This is a genomic window from Rhizobium sp. BK212, assembly GCF_014197475.1.
In the GTDB taxonomy this organism is placed as follows: domain Bacteria; phylum Pseudomonadota; class Alphaproteobacteria; order Rhizobiales; family Rhizobiaceae; genus Rhizobium; species Rhizobium anhuiense.
The window spans coordinates 191,951-207,871 of record NZ_JACIFS010000005.1; the positions used below are offsets into that span (position 1 = coordinate 191,951).

Annotated in this window: 12 protein-coding genes; 2 read left to right on the plus strand and 10 right to left on the minus strand. The window is 62.4% G+C overall.

Annotated features, from left to right (window positions below):
• Positions 1 to 11: 11 nt before the first annotated feature.
• Positions 12 to 1,202 (minus strand): amino acid aminotransferase, encoded by a 1,191-nt coding sequence (locus tag FHT79_RS18305; protein WP_183903870.1) that lies wholly within the window; start codon positions 1,200 to 1,202, stop codon positions 12 to 14.
• 153 nt (positions 1,203 to 1,355) lie between these two features.
• Here FHT79_RS18305 and FHT79_RS18310 point away from each other — a divergent pair, with 153 nt between their 5' ends.
• Positions 1,356 to 1,823 carry an Lrp/AsnC family transcriptional regulator gene (locus tag FHT79_RS18310; protein ID WP_048338445.1) on the plus strand — a complete coding sequence of 156 codons (468 nt, stop codon included), beginning with the start codon at positions 1,356 to 1,358 and terminating at the stop codon, positions 1,821 to 1,823.
• A 7-nt stretch (positions 1,824 to 1,830) separates the two neighbouring features.
• Here FHT79_RS18310 and FHT79_RS18315 read toward each other — a convergent pair whose 3' ends face one another.
• The 9 genes from FHT79_RS18315 to FHT79_RS18355 form a co-directional block, all read right to left on the minus strand.
• The gene (locus tag FHT79_RS18315; protein ID WP_183903871.1) at positions 1,831 to 2,592 is read right to left on the minus strand and encodes an ABC transporter ATP-binding protein; all 762 of its coding nucleotides are present in this window, start codon (positions 2,590 to 2,592) and stop codon (positions 1,831 to 1,833) included.
• On the minus strand, positions 2,589 to 3,629 hold the full coding sequence (locus tag FHT79_RS18320) for an iron chelate uptake ABC transporter family permease subunit (protein ID WP_048338447.1): 1,041 nt from the start codon (positions 3,627 to 3,629) through the stop codon (positions 2,589 to 2,591). The genes FHT79_RS18315 and FHT79_RS18320 overlap by 4 nt, the downstream gene beginning before the upstream one ends.
• Positions 3,626 to 4,651 (minus strand): ABC transporter substrate-binding protein, encoded by a 1,026-nt coding sequence (locus FHT79_RS18325; protein WP_183903872.1) that lies wholly within the window; start codon positions 4,649 to 4,651, stop codon positions 3,626 to 3,628. Before FHT79_RS18325 ends, FHT79_RS18320 begins: the two co-directional genes overlap by 4 nt.
• 132 nt (positions 4,652 to 4,783) lie before the next feature.
• On the minus strand, positions 4,784 to 5,629 hold the full coding sequence (locus FHT79_RS18330; protein WP_183903873.1) for a metal ABC transporter permease: 846 nt from the start codon (positions 5,627 to 5,629) through the stop codon (positions 4,784 to 4,786).
• Complete coding sequence (gene sitC / locus FHT79_RS18335; RefSeq protein WP_047618903.1) at positions 5,626 to 6,486, minus strand: iron/manganese ABC transporter permease subunit SitC; 861 nt, start codon at positions 6,484 to 6,486, stop codon at positions 5,626 to 5,628. The genes FHT79_RS18330 and sitC overlap by 4 nt, the downstream gene beginning before the upstream one ends.
• On the minus strand, positions 6,483 to 7,382 hold the full coding sequence (locus FHT79_RS18340; RefSeq protein ID WP_048338450.1) for a manganese/iron ABC transporter ATP-binding protein: 900 nt from the start codon (positions 7,380 to 7,382) through the stop codon (positions 6,483 to 6,485). The genes sitC and FHT79_RS18340 overlap by 4 nt, the downstream gene beginning before the upstream one ends.
• Positions 7,379 to 8,296, minus strand: coding sequence for a metal ABC transporter substrate-binding protein (locus FHT79_RS18345; protein WP_097543748.1), 918 nt, complete (start codon positions 8,294 to 8,296; stop codon positions 7,379 to 7,381). Before FHT79_RS18345 ends, FHT79_RS18340 begins: the two co-directional genes overlap by 4 nt.
• Before the next feature lie 339 nt (positions 8,297 to 8,635).
• Entirely contained in the window at positions 8,636 to 8,917 is a 282-nt protein-coding gene (locus FHT79_RS18350) for a hypothetical protein (protein WP_047618913.1), read from the minus strand.
• A 74-nt stretch (positions 8,918 to 8,991) separates the two neighbouring features.
• Positions 8,992 to 9,456, minus strand: a complete 465-nt coding sequence (locus FHT79_RS18355; protein WP_047618916.1) for a hypothetical protein — start codon at positions 9,454 to 9,456, stop codon at positions 8,992 to 8,994.
• Positions 9,457 to 9,612: 156 nt separating this feature from the next.
• Between FHT79_RS18355 and FHT79_RS18360 the strand changes: the two genes are divergently transcribed.
• On the plus strand, positions 9,613 to 15,912 hold the full coding sequence (locus tag FHT79_RS18360; RefSeq protein ID WP_097543750.1) for a HAMP domain-containing protein: 6,300 nt from the start codon (positions 9,613 to 9,615) through the stop codon (positions 15,910 to 15,912).
• Positions 15,913 to 15,921 lie beyond the last annotated feature (9 nt).

Sequence of the window (15,921 nt, forward strand, 5' to 3'; positions counted from 1 at the left end):
CGGGCGTTCGGCTAGGCGACCGTCGATGATTTCAGGCAGCCTTCGGCTCGAAGCGCCGCGACAATGGCGCCGGCGTCGGCCGGTTGCATGCCGGCAAGGTTCATGCGCCCGGAATCCGCCATGTAGATACCGTGGCTCGCTCTGAGCGCTACGGCCGTATCCTTCGACATGGAGAGATTGGAGAACAGACCGCGCTGCCGGGCGATGAAGGCCAGATCAGGGGAGGCGGCGGCGAGCGCTGCCCGGTTGCCGTTGACACGCTGGCACATCTCGTCGAGCTCGGCGCGCCACATGGCCGTCATCTCGGTGCTCTCGAGAATGGTCCTGACGATGGCGGCGCCATGGTCGGGCGGCATGGACCAGTTCACACGGGCAAGTGCCGCCATGTTGCTTTCGGCTTTCCTCAGGTCATCTCCATTACGGGCCATGACATAGAGTGCGCCGACACGCTCGCGATAGAGACCGAAATTCTTGTCGCAGGAATAGGCGATCAGCGCCTCATCGACTGCGTCGAGGACCATGCGTGCCGGCGCGGCATCTTGTTCGAGGCCGTCGCCAAGCCCCTGATAGGCGAGATCGATGAACGGCACCAGCCGATGCGCGACAAGGAGCTCGGTAATCTCTAGCCACTGTTCCATGGTGAAGTCGATACCGGTCGGATTATGGCAGCAACCGTGAAGGAGAACGACGTCGCCTTCCCGAGCGGAAGACAAGGCGTCGATCACGCTTTCGAATATCACCTGCTGCGACGCCAAGTCGACGAAGGCGTACTCCTTTACCGGCAAGCGCGCCGAGCTGAAGATCGGCGCATGATTTGGCCAGCTTGGCGTCCCGAGCAGAACCTTCGCCGATGGATTTGCCGCCTGGATAAGCTCGGCCCCGAGACGCAAGGCGCCGCTTCCACCGGGTGTCTGAATGCCGACGAGGCGTTGCGTAAACGTCGGCGATTTTCCGAAGATGATGGGCTGCAGCAGGCGCACGAATTGCAGGTCGCCTTCCGGCCCGAGATATTTCTTACTGTCCTGGGTCTCCAGGAGAAACTGTTCCGCCGCTTTGACGGCACGCATCACCGGCGTGCGTCCCATGGCGTCACGATAGACGCCGACGCCAAGGTCGATTTTTCCGGGGCGATCGTCGGCCTGGAAGGCCTTGATGAGTGCAAGCAGGCTGTCGGCCGGCCGACTGTTCAGTTCGTCAAACACAAGTCCACCTCGTTTCTTGAATTCTGGCTCGCAGACTAGCTGAACTTTCACGACGAATTTCTGCGATTATCTCCCTGAAACCGCGCCATCATGCAGACAATCGGCGCGATATGGCTATGATGTGCAGAAATTCACCGTTCGAGGAGGGCGGCCATGCTTGATCCATTCGATATCAAATTGCTTGCCGCCCTCCAGCAAAACAGCGAGGTGACGCAGAGCGAGCTGTCTCAGAAGGTCAATCTCTCTGCGACCCAATGCGCTCGCCGTTTGGAAAGGCTGCGCAACGAGCAATATATCCAGAGTGTCGTCGCCATCCTCAATCCCGTGAAACTGGGTTTTACTGTCGTTGCCCATACGCTCGTCAGCTTGAGAGCACATACGGAAGGCGGCAACGAGCGGCTTCATCGCTTCATCGAGACCGCGCCGGAGATCCTGGAGTGTTATTCGCAGACCGGCGACGCCGACTTTCTGATGAAGGTCATGACGCGCGACCTCGAACATCTCAGCCAGTTTCTCGAAAGAATGATCCGGGTCACCGACAATCTGGCGTCGGTCAAGTCAAGCATCGTCCTCAAGACACTGAAAAAGACGACCGCTTTGCCGCTGCAGATCGTGACCTGAGCCGCTCTCACCTGAGATAATGGATATGCGGGCGCGAGTGATAGGGTGAGGCTTCGATGCGGGCTTCGACGGAGAAGACGTCGCGCAGAAGGGCCTCGCTCAATACGTCCTGCGGTGCGCCGTTGGCGACGATCCTGCCCTGCTGCATGATGATCAGCTGGTCGCAGAACATGGCGGCATGGTTGAGATCGTGCAAAGCGACAATGCTGGTGATCGGCAGGCCGGAGACGAGCCGCATCAGGCCGATCTGGTGCTGGATGTCGAGATGGTTCGTCGGCTCGTCGAGGATCAGCTCCTGCGGCGACTGAGCGAGTGCCCTTGCGATATGGGTGCGCTGCCTTTCGCCGCCCGAGAGATTCTGCCAGCGATCGTCGCGTTTCTCCGCCATGCCGGCGCGCGCAAGCGCACTTTCGACCGCCTCTTCGTCGGCCTTGGTCCAGCCCGAGAACATCGAACGGTGCGGGAACCTTCCGAGCTTGACGACGTCGACCACCTTCAGATTGGCATTCGTCGTGGCATGCTGCTCGACAAAGGCGATGCGCCGGGCGATCGAGCGACGGCTGATCGTGCCGATATCGCTGCGGTCGAGCGTGACGCGGCCGGCATGCGGCCGCTTCAGGCCGGCGAGAAGCCTGAGCAGCGAGGTCTTGCCCGAGCCGTTCGGCCCGAGCAGACCGAGCATCCGGCCGGGCTGCGCTTCCAGGGAGACGCCGTCCAGAATGGTCTTCCTGCCAATTTTCCAGGTGAGGTTGTCGGCCTTGATGCTCATGTCGCGCGCTGGAACCGGTAGAGGATGAGGGAGAAGAAGGGAACGCCGACCAGGGCCGTGACGACGCCGATCGGCAGGATCTGGTTGGGAATGAGGGCGCGCGCGGCGATGTCGGCGAGCACCATGAAAATCGCTCCTGTTATGGCGCAGGCCGGCAGCAGCCGGATATGGAGCGGTCCGACGACAAAGCGGGCGACATGCGGCACCACGAGGCCGACGAAGCCGATGGAGCCAACCATACTGACGATCGTCGCCGTCATCATCGCGGTCAGCGCGAAGAGCACCATGCGGGCGCGGCCGACATTGACGCCGAGCGAGGATGCCGCCTCGTCGCCGAAAGCGAAGGCGTCGAGCACGCGGGCGTAGAACAGACAGGCGGCGAGGCCGAACCCGACGACGATCGAAACCAGCGCGAATTCCGGCCAGCGCACGCCGCCAAAACTGCCGAGCAGCCAAAACATGACGTCGCGGGCCTGCTGCGCATTGGCCGAGGTGGTGACGATATAGGAGGTCGAGGCGTTGAAGAGCTGCGATGCGGCCACACCGGCGAGAATGGTGCGGTCCGCGCCGCCGCGCGTGCCGTTCGACAACAGCGCGACGAAGAAGAAGGCCGCGAAGGCCCCTGCAAAGGCGCCGGCCGATAGCGATACCGCGCCCGAGCCGACGCCCAAGATGACGATCGCGACGGCGCCGGTGGAGGCGCCGGCGGAGATACCGAGCACATAGGGTTCGGCAAGTGGATTGCGCAGCAGCGACTGCATGATCGCGCCCGACAGCGCAAGGCCCGCGCCGCAGAAGGCGGCGACGAGCGCGCGGCTCAGGCGATAATCCCAGATGACGGTCTCGTGGATGCGGTTCAGTTCGACCGCGGTCCATCCGAGCCGGTTGGTGACGGCCGAAAAAGTGGTCGCCAGCGGGATCGGCAGGTCGCCGATGCCGACGCTGACGCCGACGGCGACAGCGATGAGGCAGAGGGAGGCGAGCAGCAGTGCGGTGGCCGCTCCCAGCTGCCGGAAGAGACTGCCCGCTTCCGTCACTTCAGCAGACCGAGAGCCTTCAACTGCTCGGCCACCTGCTCGGCGCCGTAGATCGTGCGGATGGTCGGGTTCATCGCCTGGCCGTCCATGACGACGATCGCCTTGTTCTTGACGGCTGGGGTCTGGCTGACGGCCGGGTCGGTGTTCAGGAACTTGATCTTGGCCTCCGGCTTGTCGAGTTCCCAACGGTTACGGTCGAGGCTGGCCACGACGATCACGTCAGGATTGGCGGCGATGATGCCTTCCCAACCGATCGTCGGCCATTCGGCTTCCGCTGATATCGCATTATGCCCGCCGAGCAGGTCGGCGATGAAGCCGGAGGCGCTGTTCTTGCCGCCGACATAGGCATCGGCCGATGGGCTGGGACTGGAGAACCAGAAGACATAGGACAGGTTCACGCCGTCCTTGGAAACGCCGGAGCGAAGCTTGGCCTCACGCGCCTTGAAGTCGGCGATCAGCGCCTGGCCGCGGTCGGCGACGTCAAAAATCTCAGAGAGTTCGTCGATCTCCTTGTAGAGAAGATCCATGTTCCACAGCTCGCCGCGGCTGCCGTACTGGTCCTTGACGTCCTTGGTGCTGAGGCAGGTGCTGGGCGAGAGATAGGTGGCGACACCGACCTTGTCGAAATCGTCGCGCTTGGCGACCTTGCTGTTCGGCCCGACCAGGCTCGGCAAGGCCGCCGCCACGAAGTCGGGATTTTCGGCGAGGATCGACTCGAAGGTCGGCATTTCGACAGTCAGGAGCTTGACCTTGGCATTGGCCTCGGCGAGCTGCGGCAGGACCTTGCTCGGCCAGAAGGCGGTGCCGACCATCTTGTCCTGGAGGCCGAGCAACAGCAGGATTTCCGCGCTGTTCTGGCCGAGGCCGATCGCCCGCTCGGGCGCCTTCTTGAAAGTTACCTCAGCACCGCAGTTTTCCAGCGTCAACGGGTAGGTCGTCGAACCGGCCAAAGATGGATTTGCGGCAAAACCGATCAGGGCGGAAAGGCCGCAGGCGGCCAGAATTGATTTGAGGCTGGTCACGAAGAAATCCCCGGTGCGTGAGTGTATGCGGCCGGGGTATAGCCTTGGGAGTAGCCAGAAAACAAGACAGAATAAATCAACTTATCGCAAAATTCGAGAGCAGAGCACATGCGCCGGGGCAACGCCGGCTCCTCAGGTTGCCTCGCTCGTTTCGATGCGCGCGGTCTTGCGGGTGGCGTGGAGGAAGACTCCAACAAAGGCGATCGCGAACAGAAGAACGATGGTCGGAGCGGGTGCGCTATCGATGAAGAAGGAAAGATAGACGCCGGAAAAGGCCGTGATCACCGCGATTGCGACCGACAGAGCGAGCATCGCACTGAAGCGGCGCGTCAGCAGATAAGCGATGGAGCCTGGTGCGATCAGCAGCGAGATGGCGAGAATGATCCCGACCGACCGGAGGGCTGCCACGATCGTCAACGAGAGCAGGCAGAGCAGGCCGTAGTGGAGGAGGTTCACCCTCAGTCCGACCGCTCTTGCCTGCGCCGGATCGAACGCATGCAGCAGCAGGTCACGCCACTTGACGGCGATGATGGTGGCCGTCAGCATCGCAACGGCTCCCGTCTCCACGATGTCGGGAAACCCGATGCCGAGCATGTCCCCGAAGAGGATGTGGTCGAGATGCACCTCGGACTGGATCTTCACATAGAGAACCAGGCCGAACCCGAACATGCCCGAAAATACGATGCCCATCACCGTGTCCTGCTTGATGCGGCTGTTATCCTTGAGGAAACCGGTGGCAAGCGCACAGACCATCCCGGCTGCAAAGGCGCCGATGGCGAAGGGAAAGCCCGCGATATAGGCAATGACCACGCCCGGGAATACGGCATGGCTCATGGCGTCTCCCATGAGCGCCCAGCCCTTGAGCACAAGGAAGCAGGAGAGCAGCGCCGTCGGGATGGCGATCAGCACCGAGATGATCAGGGCGTTGATCATGAAATCGAACTGGAACGGCGCCAGCAGGGCGGTGAGACCATTCATGGGGATACCTCCAGAGCTTGTGCGGCTCTGCGCCGGCTTGCCAGCATTCCGTGCTTCGGCGCCAGGAAGAAGGCGGCAAGGAAGATCAGCGTCTGGAGGACGATGATGATGCCACCGGTCGCGCCGTCGAGGAAATAGCTCACATAGGCGCCGATGAAGCTGGTCGCTGCCCCGATCGCCACGGCGATGACGAGCAGCCGCGGGAAGCGATCCGTCAGCAGGTAAGCCGTCGCGCCCGGCGTCACCACCATGCAGATGACGAGAAAGGCGCCGACGGTCTGGAGTGCCGCGACCGTCGATGCCGACAGCAGCGTGAAGAACATGATCTTGAGCCGCGTCGGGTTAAGTCCGATTGAACGGGCATGGGTCTCGTCGAAGAAAACGACCATCAGGTCCTTCCATTTCACCAGCAGGATGGCGAGCGAAACGAAACCGATGATGGCAAGCTGGAGCGTGTCTTCGGGCGTGATCGCGAGGATATTGCCGAGCACGATCGTCTGGATGTTCACGGCAGTCGGCCTGAGCGATACCATGAACAGGCCAAGCCCGAAGAATGAGGAGAAGATCAGGCCGATGATGGCGTCCTCCTTCAGCTTGGTGCGCTGGTTGAGGAAGAGCATCGCTGCGGCAGCCAGGCCGCCGGAGAAGAAAGCGCCGATCGAGAAGGGAAGTCCGATCATGTAGGCGCCGGCGACACCCGGCACGATGGAATGGGAAAGTGCGTCGCCAATCAGCGACCAGCCCTTGAGCATCAGGTAACAGGAGAGGAAGGCGCAGACACCGCCGACAAGAGCCGATACCCACATGGCGTTCAGCATGTAGTCATAGGTGAAGGGTTCGAGAATGCCGGCCATCAGGCTTGTCCATCGCTTTTGTTCGCCGGGGCCGGCGCGAGCAGCTTGCCCTCCCGCAGGACCAGCGGCCGCTCGTCGTCAGTGAGGATGCCGACGGGATATGGCTTGCCGCCGGAGCCATTCAACACGAGATGGCGAAGCACGCCGCCGAAGGTTCTTTCGAGATTTTCCTGCGTAAAGGTCTCGTCTGTCGGTCCGTAGGACAATACGGTGCCTTTGATCAGCACCGTGCGGTCGCAGAATTCCGGCACGCTGCCGAGATTGTGCGTCGAGACCAGCATCACCCGGCCTTCGTCGCGCAGCGAGCGGAGCAACTTGACGATGGCCTCTTCGGTCTTGACATCGACACCGGTGAAAGGCTCGTCGAGCAGGATGACGCGACCGTCCTGCGCCAGCGCCCGAGCGAGGAAGACGCGTTTCTTCTGGCCGCCGGACAGCTCGCCGATCTGACGCTTGCGGTATTCGCTCATGTTGACGCGGGCGAGCGCCTTGGACACGGCTTCGTGGTCGGCCGCCTTCGGTATTCGCATCATCCCCATGTGGCCGTAGCGCCCCATCATGACGACGTCCTCGACCAGCACCGGAAAATTCCAGTCGACTTCTTCCGATTGCGGCACATAGGCGACGAGATTTTTCCGCAGCGCTTGTTCGACCGGCATGCCGAGCACCGAAATCTCGCCCCTGGCCAGACGCACGAAGCCCATGATCGCCTTGAACAGGGTCGACTTGCCGGAACCGTTGACACCGACGAGCGCGGTGATGGTGCCAGTGGGTGTCTGGAAGCTGGCGTCGCGCAGCGCCGTGTGGCCGTTGCGATAGGTGACCGTGGCATCCCTCACGGAAATGCCGGCCCCCACATCCGAAGATGCGGGGGAAACCGGGGAGACGATCGCATTCATTGCGACAGGCCTTCGGCTAGGCCCTTGACGACAGTGTCGGAGGTCACGCGCAACAGATCGATATAGGTCGGCGTGGGACCGTCGGCGTCGCTTAAGGAGTCGACATAGAGAACACCGCCATACCGGGCGCCGGTCTCGCGGGCGACCTGGCGGGCCGGCTTGTCCGACACCGTGCTCTCGCTGAACACGGCAGGGATCTTATTGGCCCTGACGGCATCGACGACTTTGCGGACCTGTTGTGGCGTGCCCTGCTGATCGGCATTGATCGGCCACAGATAGAGCTCCTTCAAGCCGAAGTCGCGGGCGAGATAAGAGAATGCGCCTTCGCTCGACACCAGCCAGCGCTTGTCCTCGGGAATGGTATCGAGCTTCTCGCGGATCGGCGCGATGGTCGCCTCGATCTCCTTCTTGTAGGCCTCGGCATTGGCCTTGTAGATCTCGGCGTTCTTCGGGTCGTATTTGACGAAGGCGTCGCGGATGTTGTCGACATAGATGATCGCATTCTTCGGCGACATCCAGGCATGCGGATTGGGTTTGCCGCTATAGGGACCTTCGCTGATGCCCATCGGCTCGACGCCGGTCGAGACCACGACGTCGGGAACATCCTTGAGATTCCGATAGAATTTCTGGAACCATAGCTCGAGGTTGAGCCCGTTCGACAGGAGGATCTGCGCGCCCTGCGCCCGCTGGATATCGCCGGGCGTCGGCTGATACTCATGGATCTCGGCGCCCGGCTTGGTGATCGATTCCACGATCGCCGCATCACCGGCCACGTTCTTGGCCATGTCGGCAATAACGGTGAAGGTGGTCACAGCTTTGAACTTCTCCTGCGCGGCGGCACTGCCAGCCATCACGCCGAGTGCGGCGATGGCCGCCAGCCCGGTTACGACCCGGCGTCTCATTCGACTAAGCATGAACTTTCCTCTCTCTTTGCGTCATCCATCGTTTCCCGATCTCGCCTTGGCGCAGCGTCGACCGCAATCAGTCCGCTGATGCAAATGCGACGCATTGGCAATTGCTGCTGATAAGCCTGCCCCTATCTATTCTGCAATTGCGACTGATTTGCAACAAGGATTTTCGAGAAAGGAGCGGAACGAGAATTGTTCCCGCCGACACGCGTCGAACAACGCGTTGGTTTCTATCGCGGATCTATAGAGGAACAGACCGAGCCGGTTGCAACCGCTCGACTGATTTCAGACCATCTAAGCCTGCCACTGAGGCGCGGAGCGGGGACCGCGACTCGAACATGGTCATCAGCTCATCTTTCCCACGAGCTTGGCATAATCCGAAAACGTCAATTGTTCGCCTCGCCCGCTTGCCTCCTCGGCGAGTTGCAGCACCCGTATGGGAAACAGGATCGCGGCGCGGTTGGCATCCGAGAGCTCATGGTCGTCGTCGTCCTCGATGGCCTTCTTGGCTTTCGAGAGCGCGGCATTGAGTTCCTGACGGGTGAGCAGGTCCTTCTCGACGATTGCGTCGCATATCGACGCCATTGCCATGATCAGGCCCTTGAGCTGAAGGTTGGCCGTATTCATGAGAGCTCCGAGGAAACGAGGGGCCACTTGATGACGCTCCGGCGCGTCGCCGATTGCGCCGGGACATTGCTACGTCAGTCCGGTTGAACCGGCCGGATCGTGTCGACGGTAACTTCACCGTCGACGATCCCGCGCGTGACATCGCGCCGGTTCCGATCGATCTCGATGACGGTGTAGAGCTTGTCGTCCCGAAAGGCGCTCGCATTGACGGTTGTGACATCCTCGGCGGGCGCCGCATCCACTTCCATGAAGTCGAGCTCACGAGCCGCAGCGACGATCCTGGCGTCGCCCGCCGTCCTGGCGGCGACGACGACAATACCGTGCCCCGGGGAATTGTCCCATCGCGGATCGTCAGGCGCCGCGACGGGCTCCAATCGGTAGATGTTGAGCATTTCGCCGCCAGCGCCGGCCGCCGCCTGCGCAGCCGCGTCCTCGATTTGCGCCTGGCTCTCGACCGACTTTCCAAACGTGTTCGGGTTGGTCGCGTTGTTGATCTCTTCCTTGCCTGTTCTCGAGACGTTCGACATGTCGCTCTCCATTCGGGGTGGAAACGACGGCCGGCGGGAAACTGTTCCCGCGCAGGCGAAGTTTACGGCTGACGGCAGGACATATCGGTCTGTACAACCGCGCGGTCCGGCCATACCCTTTTTCCACTCGAGCACTAAATTATCTCCAGTCGAACAGGGGGGATTTTCGTGAGTAATCAAGCCAGTGAATTTTCGCGGGATAGCGTCACGCCGGACAGCATCAATGGGCACGACCACAAGACGATGGCGTTCGACGACGCCAGCGCGCTTCTGGAGGTCCTTGTCGCAGTCAGGCGCGGCGATTTTTCCGTGCGGATGCGGTCGGATCTCACAGGCGTCACCGGCAAGGTCGCCGACGCTCTCAACGACATCATTGCCGCCAATCAACGCATGGCCCAGCAGCTCGAGCATGTGGGTCAGGTCGTCGGCCGGGACGGGCGAACGAGCACGCGCGTGCGCTTCGGCCTGTCTGATGGTTCCTGGTCCGAGATGGAAGGATCGATCAACGGCCTGATCGACGATCTCCTGTGGCCGACGACGGCCGTGACCCGGACGATCACGGCCGTTGCCAAGGGCGACCTGTTGCAGACCGTGCCGCTCGATGTCGACGGGCGGGCGCTCAAAGGCGAATTCCTGCGCTCGGCCGATATCGTCAACACGATGATCAAGCAGCTGAGCGTCTTCACATCGGAAGTGACGCGCGTTGCCCGTGAGGTCGGCACGGACGGAAAGCTCGGCGGACAGGCGCAGGTGCCCGAAGTGACGGGTGTCTGGAAGGACCTCACCGAAAGCGTGAACTCGATGGCGTCGAACCTGACGGCGCAGGTGCGCAACATCGCTGAGGTGACGATCGCCGTTGCCAATGGCGACCTCTCCAAGAAGATCACCGTCGACGTGCGCGGCGAGATCCTGCAACTGAAAGAAGCGATCAACACGATGGTCGACCAGCTCAGGTCCTTCGCCTCGGAGGTGACGCGCGTCGCCCGCGAAGTCGGCACCGAAGGCAAGCTTGGCGGACAGGCGCTGGTGCCGGGTGTGGCCGGCACCTGGAAGGATCTGACCGACAGCGTCAACGCCATGTGCGGTAACCTCACAGCCCAGGTGCGTAACATCGCCCAGGTGACCACTGCCGTGGCGCGCGGCGACCTGTCGCGCAAGATCACCGTCGACGTCTCGGGTGAAATCCTGGAACTGAAGGAAACCATCAACACGATGGTCGACCAGCTCAACGGCTTTGCCGGCGAAGTGACGCGTGTGGCGCGTGAAGTCGGCACCGAGGGGCGGCTCGGCGGCCAGGCGCAGGTGCCGGGCGTGGCCGGCACCTGGAAGGACTTGACCGACAACGTCAATTCCATGGCCTCGAACCTGACGGCACAGGTGCGCAACATTGCCGAGGTCTCGACCGCGATCGCCAATGGCGACCTGTCGAAGAAGATCACCGTGACGGTGTCAGGCGAAATCCTCGAGCTGAAGGAGACCATCAACACGATGGTCGATCAGCTGAACGCCTTCGCTTCGGAAGTGACGCGTGTGGCCCGCGAAGTGGGTACGGAAGGCCGGCTCGGCGGCCAGGCCAATGTGCGCGGCGTCGCCGGCACCTGGAAGGATCTGACCGAAAACGTCAACTCGATGGGCGGCAACCTGACGGCGCAGGTCCGCAACATCGCCGAGGTCTCGACCGCGATCGCCAATGGCGATCTGTCGAAGAAGATCACCGTCGACGTGAAGGGCGAGATTCTCGAATTGAAGGAAACCATCAATACGATGGTCGACCAGCTGAACGCCTTCGCTTCGGAAGTGACACGTGTGGCCCGCGAAGTGGGAACGGAAGGGCGACTTGGCGGCCAGGCCAATGTGCGCGGCGTCGCCGGCACCTGGAAGGATCTGACCGACAGCGTCAATTCCATGGCCTCCAACCTGACGGGGCAGGTGCGCAACATCGCCGAAGTCGCGACCGCCGTCGCCCAGGGAGACCTTTCCAAGAAGATCACCGTCACCGTGTCGGGGGAAATCCTCGAACTGAAGGAGACCATCAACACCATGGTCGACCAGCTCAACGGCTTTGCCGGCGAGGTGACGCGTGTGGCGCGCGAAGTCGGCACGGAAGGGCGGCTTGGCGGCCAGGCGAACGTGCTTGGCGTCGCCGGCACCTGGAAAGACCTGACCGACAGCGTCAATTCCATGGCGGGCAATCTGACGGCACAGGTGCGCAACATCGCCGAAGTCTCGACCGCGATCGCCAATGGCGACCTGTCGAAGAAAATCACGGTGTCGGTCTCGGGGGAAATCCTCGAGCTCAAGGAGACGCTGAACACCATGGTCGATCAGCTGAACCGGTTTGCCTCCGAAGTCACGCGCGTCGCGCGCGAGGTCGGCACCGAAGGCAAGCTCGGCGGTCAGGCGCAGGTGCCGGGCGTCGCCGGCACCTGGAAGGACCTCACCGAAAACGTCAATTCCATGGCCTCCAACCTCACCGGCCAGGTGCGCAACATCGCCGAAGTCACGACCGCCGTGGCGCGCGGCGACCTGTCGCGCAAGATCACCGTCGACGTGAAAGGGGAAATCCTCGAACTGAAGAATACCATCAACACGATGGTCGATCAGCTGAACGCCTTCGCCGGCGAAGTGACGCGTGTGGCGCGCGAAGTCGGCACCGAAGGCAAGCTTGGCGGCCAGGCGCAGGTCTCCGGTGTCGCCGGCACCTGGAAAGACTTGACCGACAGCGTCAACTCGATGGCCGGCAACCTGACGGCGCAGGTGCGCAACATCGCCGAGGTGGCGACCGCGATCGCCAATGGCGACCTGTCGCGCAAGATCACCGTCGACGTGCGCGGCGAAATCCTGCTCCTGAAGGATACTTTGAATACCATGGTCGATCAGCTTCGCTCCTTTGCCGGCGAAGTGACGCGTGTCGCCCGCGAAGTCGGTACCGATGGCAGGCTCGGCGGCCAGGCCGTCGTTCCCGGCGTCGCCGGCACCTGGAAGGACCTCACCGACAACGTCAACCTGCTTGCCGCCAATCTGACGACCCAGGTTCGAAACATCGCCGAAGTGACGACGGCCGTGGCGCGCGGCGACCTGTCGCGCAAGATCACCGTCGACGTGAAGGGGGAAATTCTCGAACTGAAGAACACCATCAATACGATGGTGGACCAGCTCAATGCTTTCGCCGGCGAAGTGACGCGTGTTGCCCGCGAGGTTGGCACCGAAGGCAAGCTTGGCGGCCAGGCGCAGGTGCCGGGTGTCGCCGGCACCTGGAAGGACCTGACCGACACCGTCAACGTCATGGCCGCCAACCTGACCGAGCAGGTCCGCGGCATCGTCAAGGTGGTGACGGCGGTGGCGAACGGCGACCTCAAGCAGAATCTCACCGTCGCATCCAAGGGCGAGGTGGCCGCCCTTGCCGAAACCATCAACAACATGACCAACACGCTTGCGACCTTTGCCGATCAGGTGACCACGGTGGCGCGTGAGGTCGGCGTGGAAGGCCGCCTCGGCGGTCAGGCGAATGTTCCGGGCACAGCAGGCACCTGGAAGGACTTGACCGGCAACGTCAACCTGCTGGCCGCCAACCTGACGACGCAGGTGCGCGCCATTGCCGAAGTGGCGACCGCCGTCACCAAGGGCGACCTGACGCGCTCGATCAAGGTCGACGCGCGTGGCGAAGTGGCCGAACTCAAGGACAACATCAACACGATGATCGACAATTTGCGCCTGACCACAGAGCGCAACACCGAGCAGGACTGGCTGAAGACCAATTTGGCGCGCTTCACCAATATGCTGCAGGGCCAGCGCGACCTGACGCTGGTCGGCAAGATGCTGCTTTCGGAGCTCGCACCTCTGGTCGGCGCCCATCAGGGGGTCATCTACCAGGTGGATGCCGACGAGCGGCAGCCGGTCTTGTCGCTGCTCTCCGTCTATGCGCAAGGGGTCGAGGCGGCGCATCCGGCCCGGCTCGAATTCGGCCAGGGACTTGTCGGGCAATGCGCCAGCGACGCCCGCCGCATCCTGGTCACCGACCTTCCCGATAACGTCGTTCCAATCAGTTCCGGGGTGTTCACCACCCTGCCGAGAAGCGCCATCGTGCTGCCGGTGCATTTCGAGGGGCAGGTGAAGGCGGTCATCGAGCTTGCCTCCGCCGGCGAATTCACTGAGCTGCAGCTGTCCTTCCTCGACCAGCTGACGACATCGATCGGCATCGTCCTCAACTCCATCGAAGCGACCATGCAGACCGAAGGCCTGCTCAAACAGTCCCAGCAGCTTGCCGCCGAGCTTCAGACGCAGCAGCGCGAGTTGCAGCAGACCAACGAGCAGCTTGGGCAGAAGGCGCAGCAGCTGGAGGAACGCAACGTCGAAGTCGAGGCGAAGAACCAGGAGATCGAGCAGGCCCGGCGCGCGCTGGAGGAAAAGGCAACCGAGCTCGCGCTGACGTCGAAGTACAAATCCGAATTTCTCGCCAACATGTCGCATGAGCTGCGCACACCTTTGAATTCGATCCTCATCCTCGGCCAGCAGCTGGGAGAAAATCCGGATGGCAACCTGTCGGGAAAACAGGTCGAGTTCGCCAAGACGATCCACGGCGCGGGCACCGATCTGCTGAACCTCATCAGCGACATTCTCGACCTGTCGAAGATCGAGTCCGGAACGGTCTCGGTCGATGCCGAGGAGATCTTCGTCAGCAATCTGCTCGAGATGATGGCGCGGCCATTCCGGCACGAGGCCGAAAACCGCAACCTGTCTTTCGCAGTCGATGTCGGCGCCGATGTCGCAAAGAGCCTCATCACGGATTCGAAGCGGTTGCAGCAGATCCTCAAGAACCTGCTGTCGAATGCCTTCAAGTTCACCGCGCAGGGCGGCGTGACGCTTCGCGTCGCTGCGGCAACGAGCGGCTGGTCGTCCGATCATCCCTCGCTCAAGCACGCGCCTTCGGTGATCGCCTTCGAAGTCGTCGATACCGGCATCGGCATACCGCCTGAAAAGCAGCGCATCATTTTCGAGGCCTTCCAGCAGGCGGATGCTTCGACGAGCCGCAAATATGGCGGCACGGGCCTCGGCCTAGCGATCAGCCGCGAACTGGCAAACCTCTTGGGCGGTGAGATCCAGCTGCGCAGCACGCCCGGGGTCGGCAGCACCTTCGTCCTTTACCTGCCGCTCACCTATGTCGGCGCCGGCGCGGTTGCGCCGAAGTCCGTTCCGCCGGCAAATGTCGTGGAATTCGCCGAAGCCGCCGCCAGCCGCCGGGCCGAAAAGCCTGCAGAACATGTCGAAGACGATCGCCACCAGATAGCAGCCGGCGACTCGGTGCTGCTCGTCGTCGAGGACGATGCGCATTATGCCCGCGTCCTGGTGGATCTCGCCCGCGACAACGGCTTCAAGGTTCTGGTGGCGATGCGCGGCAGCGATGCGCTCGCACTGGCCCAGGACTACAGGCCGGCGGCGATCTCGCTCGACATCTTCCTGCCCGACATGCTTGGCTGGACGGTGCTCAGCCAGCTCAAGCAGAATCCGCAGACGCGGCATATTCCGGTCCAGATCATCAGCCTCGACGAGGATCGCCAACATGGGCTGACCCGCGGCGCCTTCGCGTTCATGAGCAAGCCGACGACGCCGGAAGGGCTTGGCAAGGCGCTGTCGCGACTGAAGGCCTATGCGCAGCCGCGCCGCAAGCACCTGCTGCTCGTGGAAGACAACGAGGCCGAGCGTCTGAGCGTCACCGCCCTTCTCGGACATGACGACATCGACATCACCAGCGTCGGCTCCGGATCGGAGGCTCTCGCCGTCCTTCGGCACAATGCCGCCGACTGCGTGGTGCTCGACCTTTCCCTTCCCGACATGTCCGGTTTCGACGTGCTGGAGCAGATTCGCGACGACGCCGAGATCGGCGAGGTGCCGGTGGTCGTGTTCACCGGCCGGGAGCTTTCCGCCGAGGAAGACGCGACGCTGCACAGCATGGCCCGCAGCGTCGTGGTCAAGGGGGTCGAGTCGCCTGAGCGCCTTCTGGATGAGACGGCCTTGTTCCTGCACCGGGTCGTCGCCGACCTGCCGGCCGCAAAGCAGGCAACGCTGCGGGATTTGCACAGCTCGGATGAGGATCTGGTCGGTGAAACCGTCCTGCTCGTCGATGACGATGCCCGCAACATCTTCGCCCTGAGCAGTGTCCTCGAACGCCGGGGAATGAAGGTGCTGACCGCGACGACCGGCAGCGAAGCCATCGACGTCATCAACAACGAACCTTCAGTCGCGATCGTGCTGATGGACATCATGATGCCTGGAATGGACGGCTATGAGACGATGCAGGTCATCCGTTCGGAGCCCCGGTTCCGGCGGCTGCCGATCCTGGCGCTGACGGCCAAGGCGATGAAGGGCGACCGCGAGAAATGCCTGGAAGCGGGCGCCTCGGACTACCTGGCGAAGCCGGTCAATACCGAACAGCTTCTGTCGGCTCTTCGCATGTGGCTGCATCGTTGAGGATCTGGC

Coding starts and splice junctions, on each gene's coding strand:
- FHT79_RS18355 (WP_047618916.1), bottom strand. CDS start 9,456: ATGGAGAGCGACATGTCGAACGTCTCGAGAACAGGCAAGGAAGAGATC.
- FHT79_RS18350 (WP_047618913.1), bottom strand. CDS start 8,917: ATGAATACGGCCAACCTTCAGCTCAAGGGCCTGATCATGGCAATGGCG.
- FHT79_RS18310 (WP_048338445.1), top strand. CDS start 1,356: ATGCTTGATCCATTCGATATCAAATTGCTTGCCGCCCTCCAGCAAAAC.
- FHT79_RS18330 (WP_183903873.1), bottom strand. CDS start 5,629: ATGAATGGTCTCACCGCCCTGCTGGCGCCGTTCCAGTTCGATTTCATG.
- FHT79_RS18315 (WP_183903871.1), bottom strand. CDS start 2,592: ATGAGCATCAAGGCCGACAACCTCACCTGGAAAATTGGCAGGAAGACC.
- FHT79_RS18340 (WP_048338450.1), bottom strand. CDS start 7,382: ATGAATGCGATCGTCTCCCCGGTTTCCCCCGCATCTTCGGATGTGGGG.
- FHT79_RS18345 (WP_097543748.1), bottom strand. CDS start 8,296: ATGCTTAGTCGAATGAGACGCCGGGTCGTAACCGGGCTGGCGGCCATC.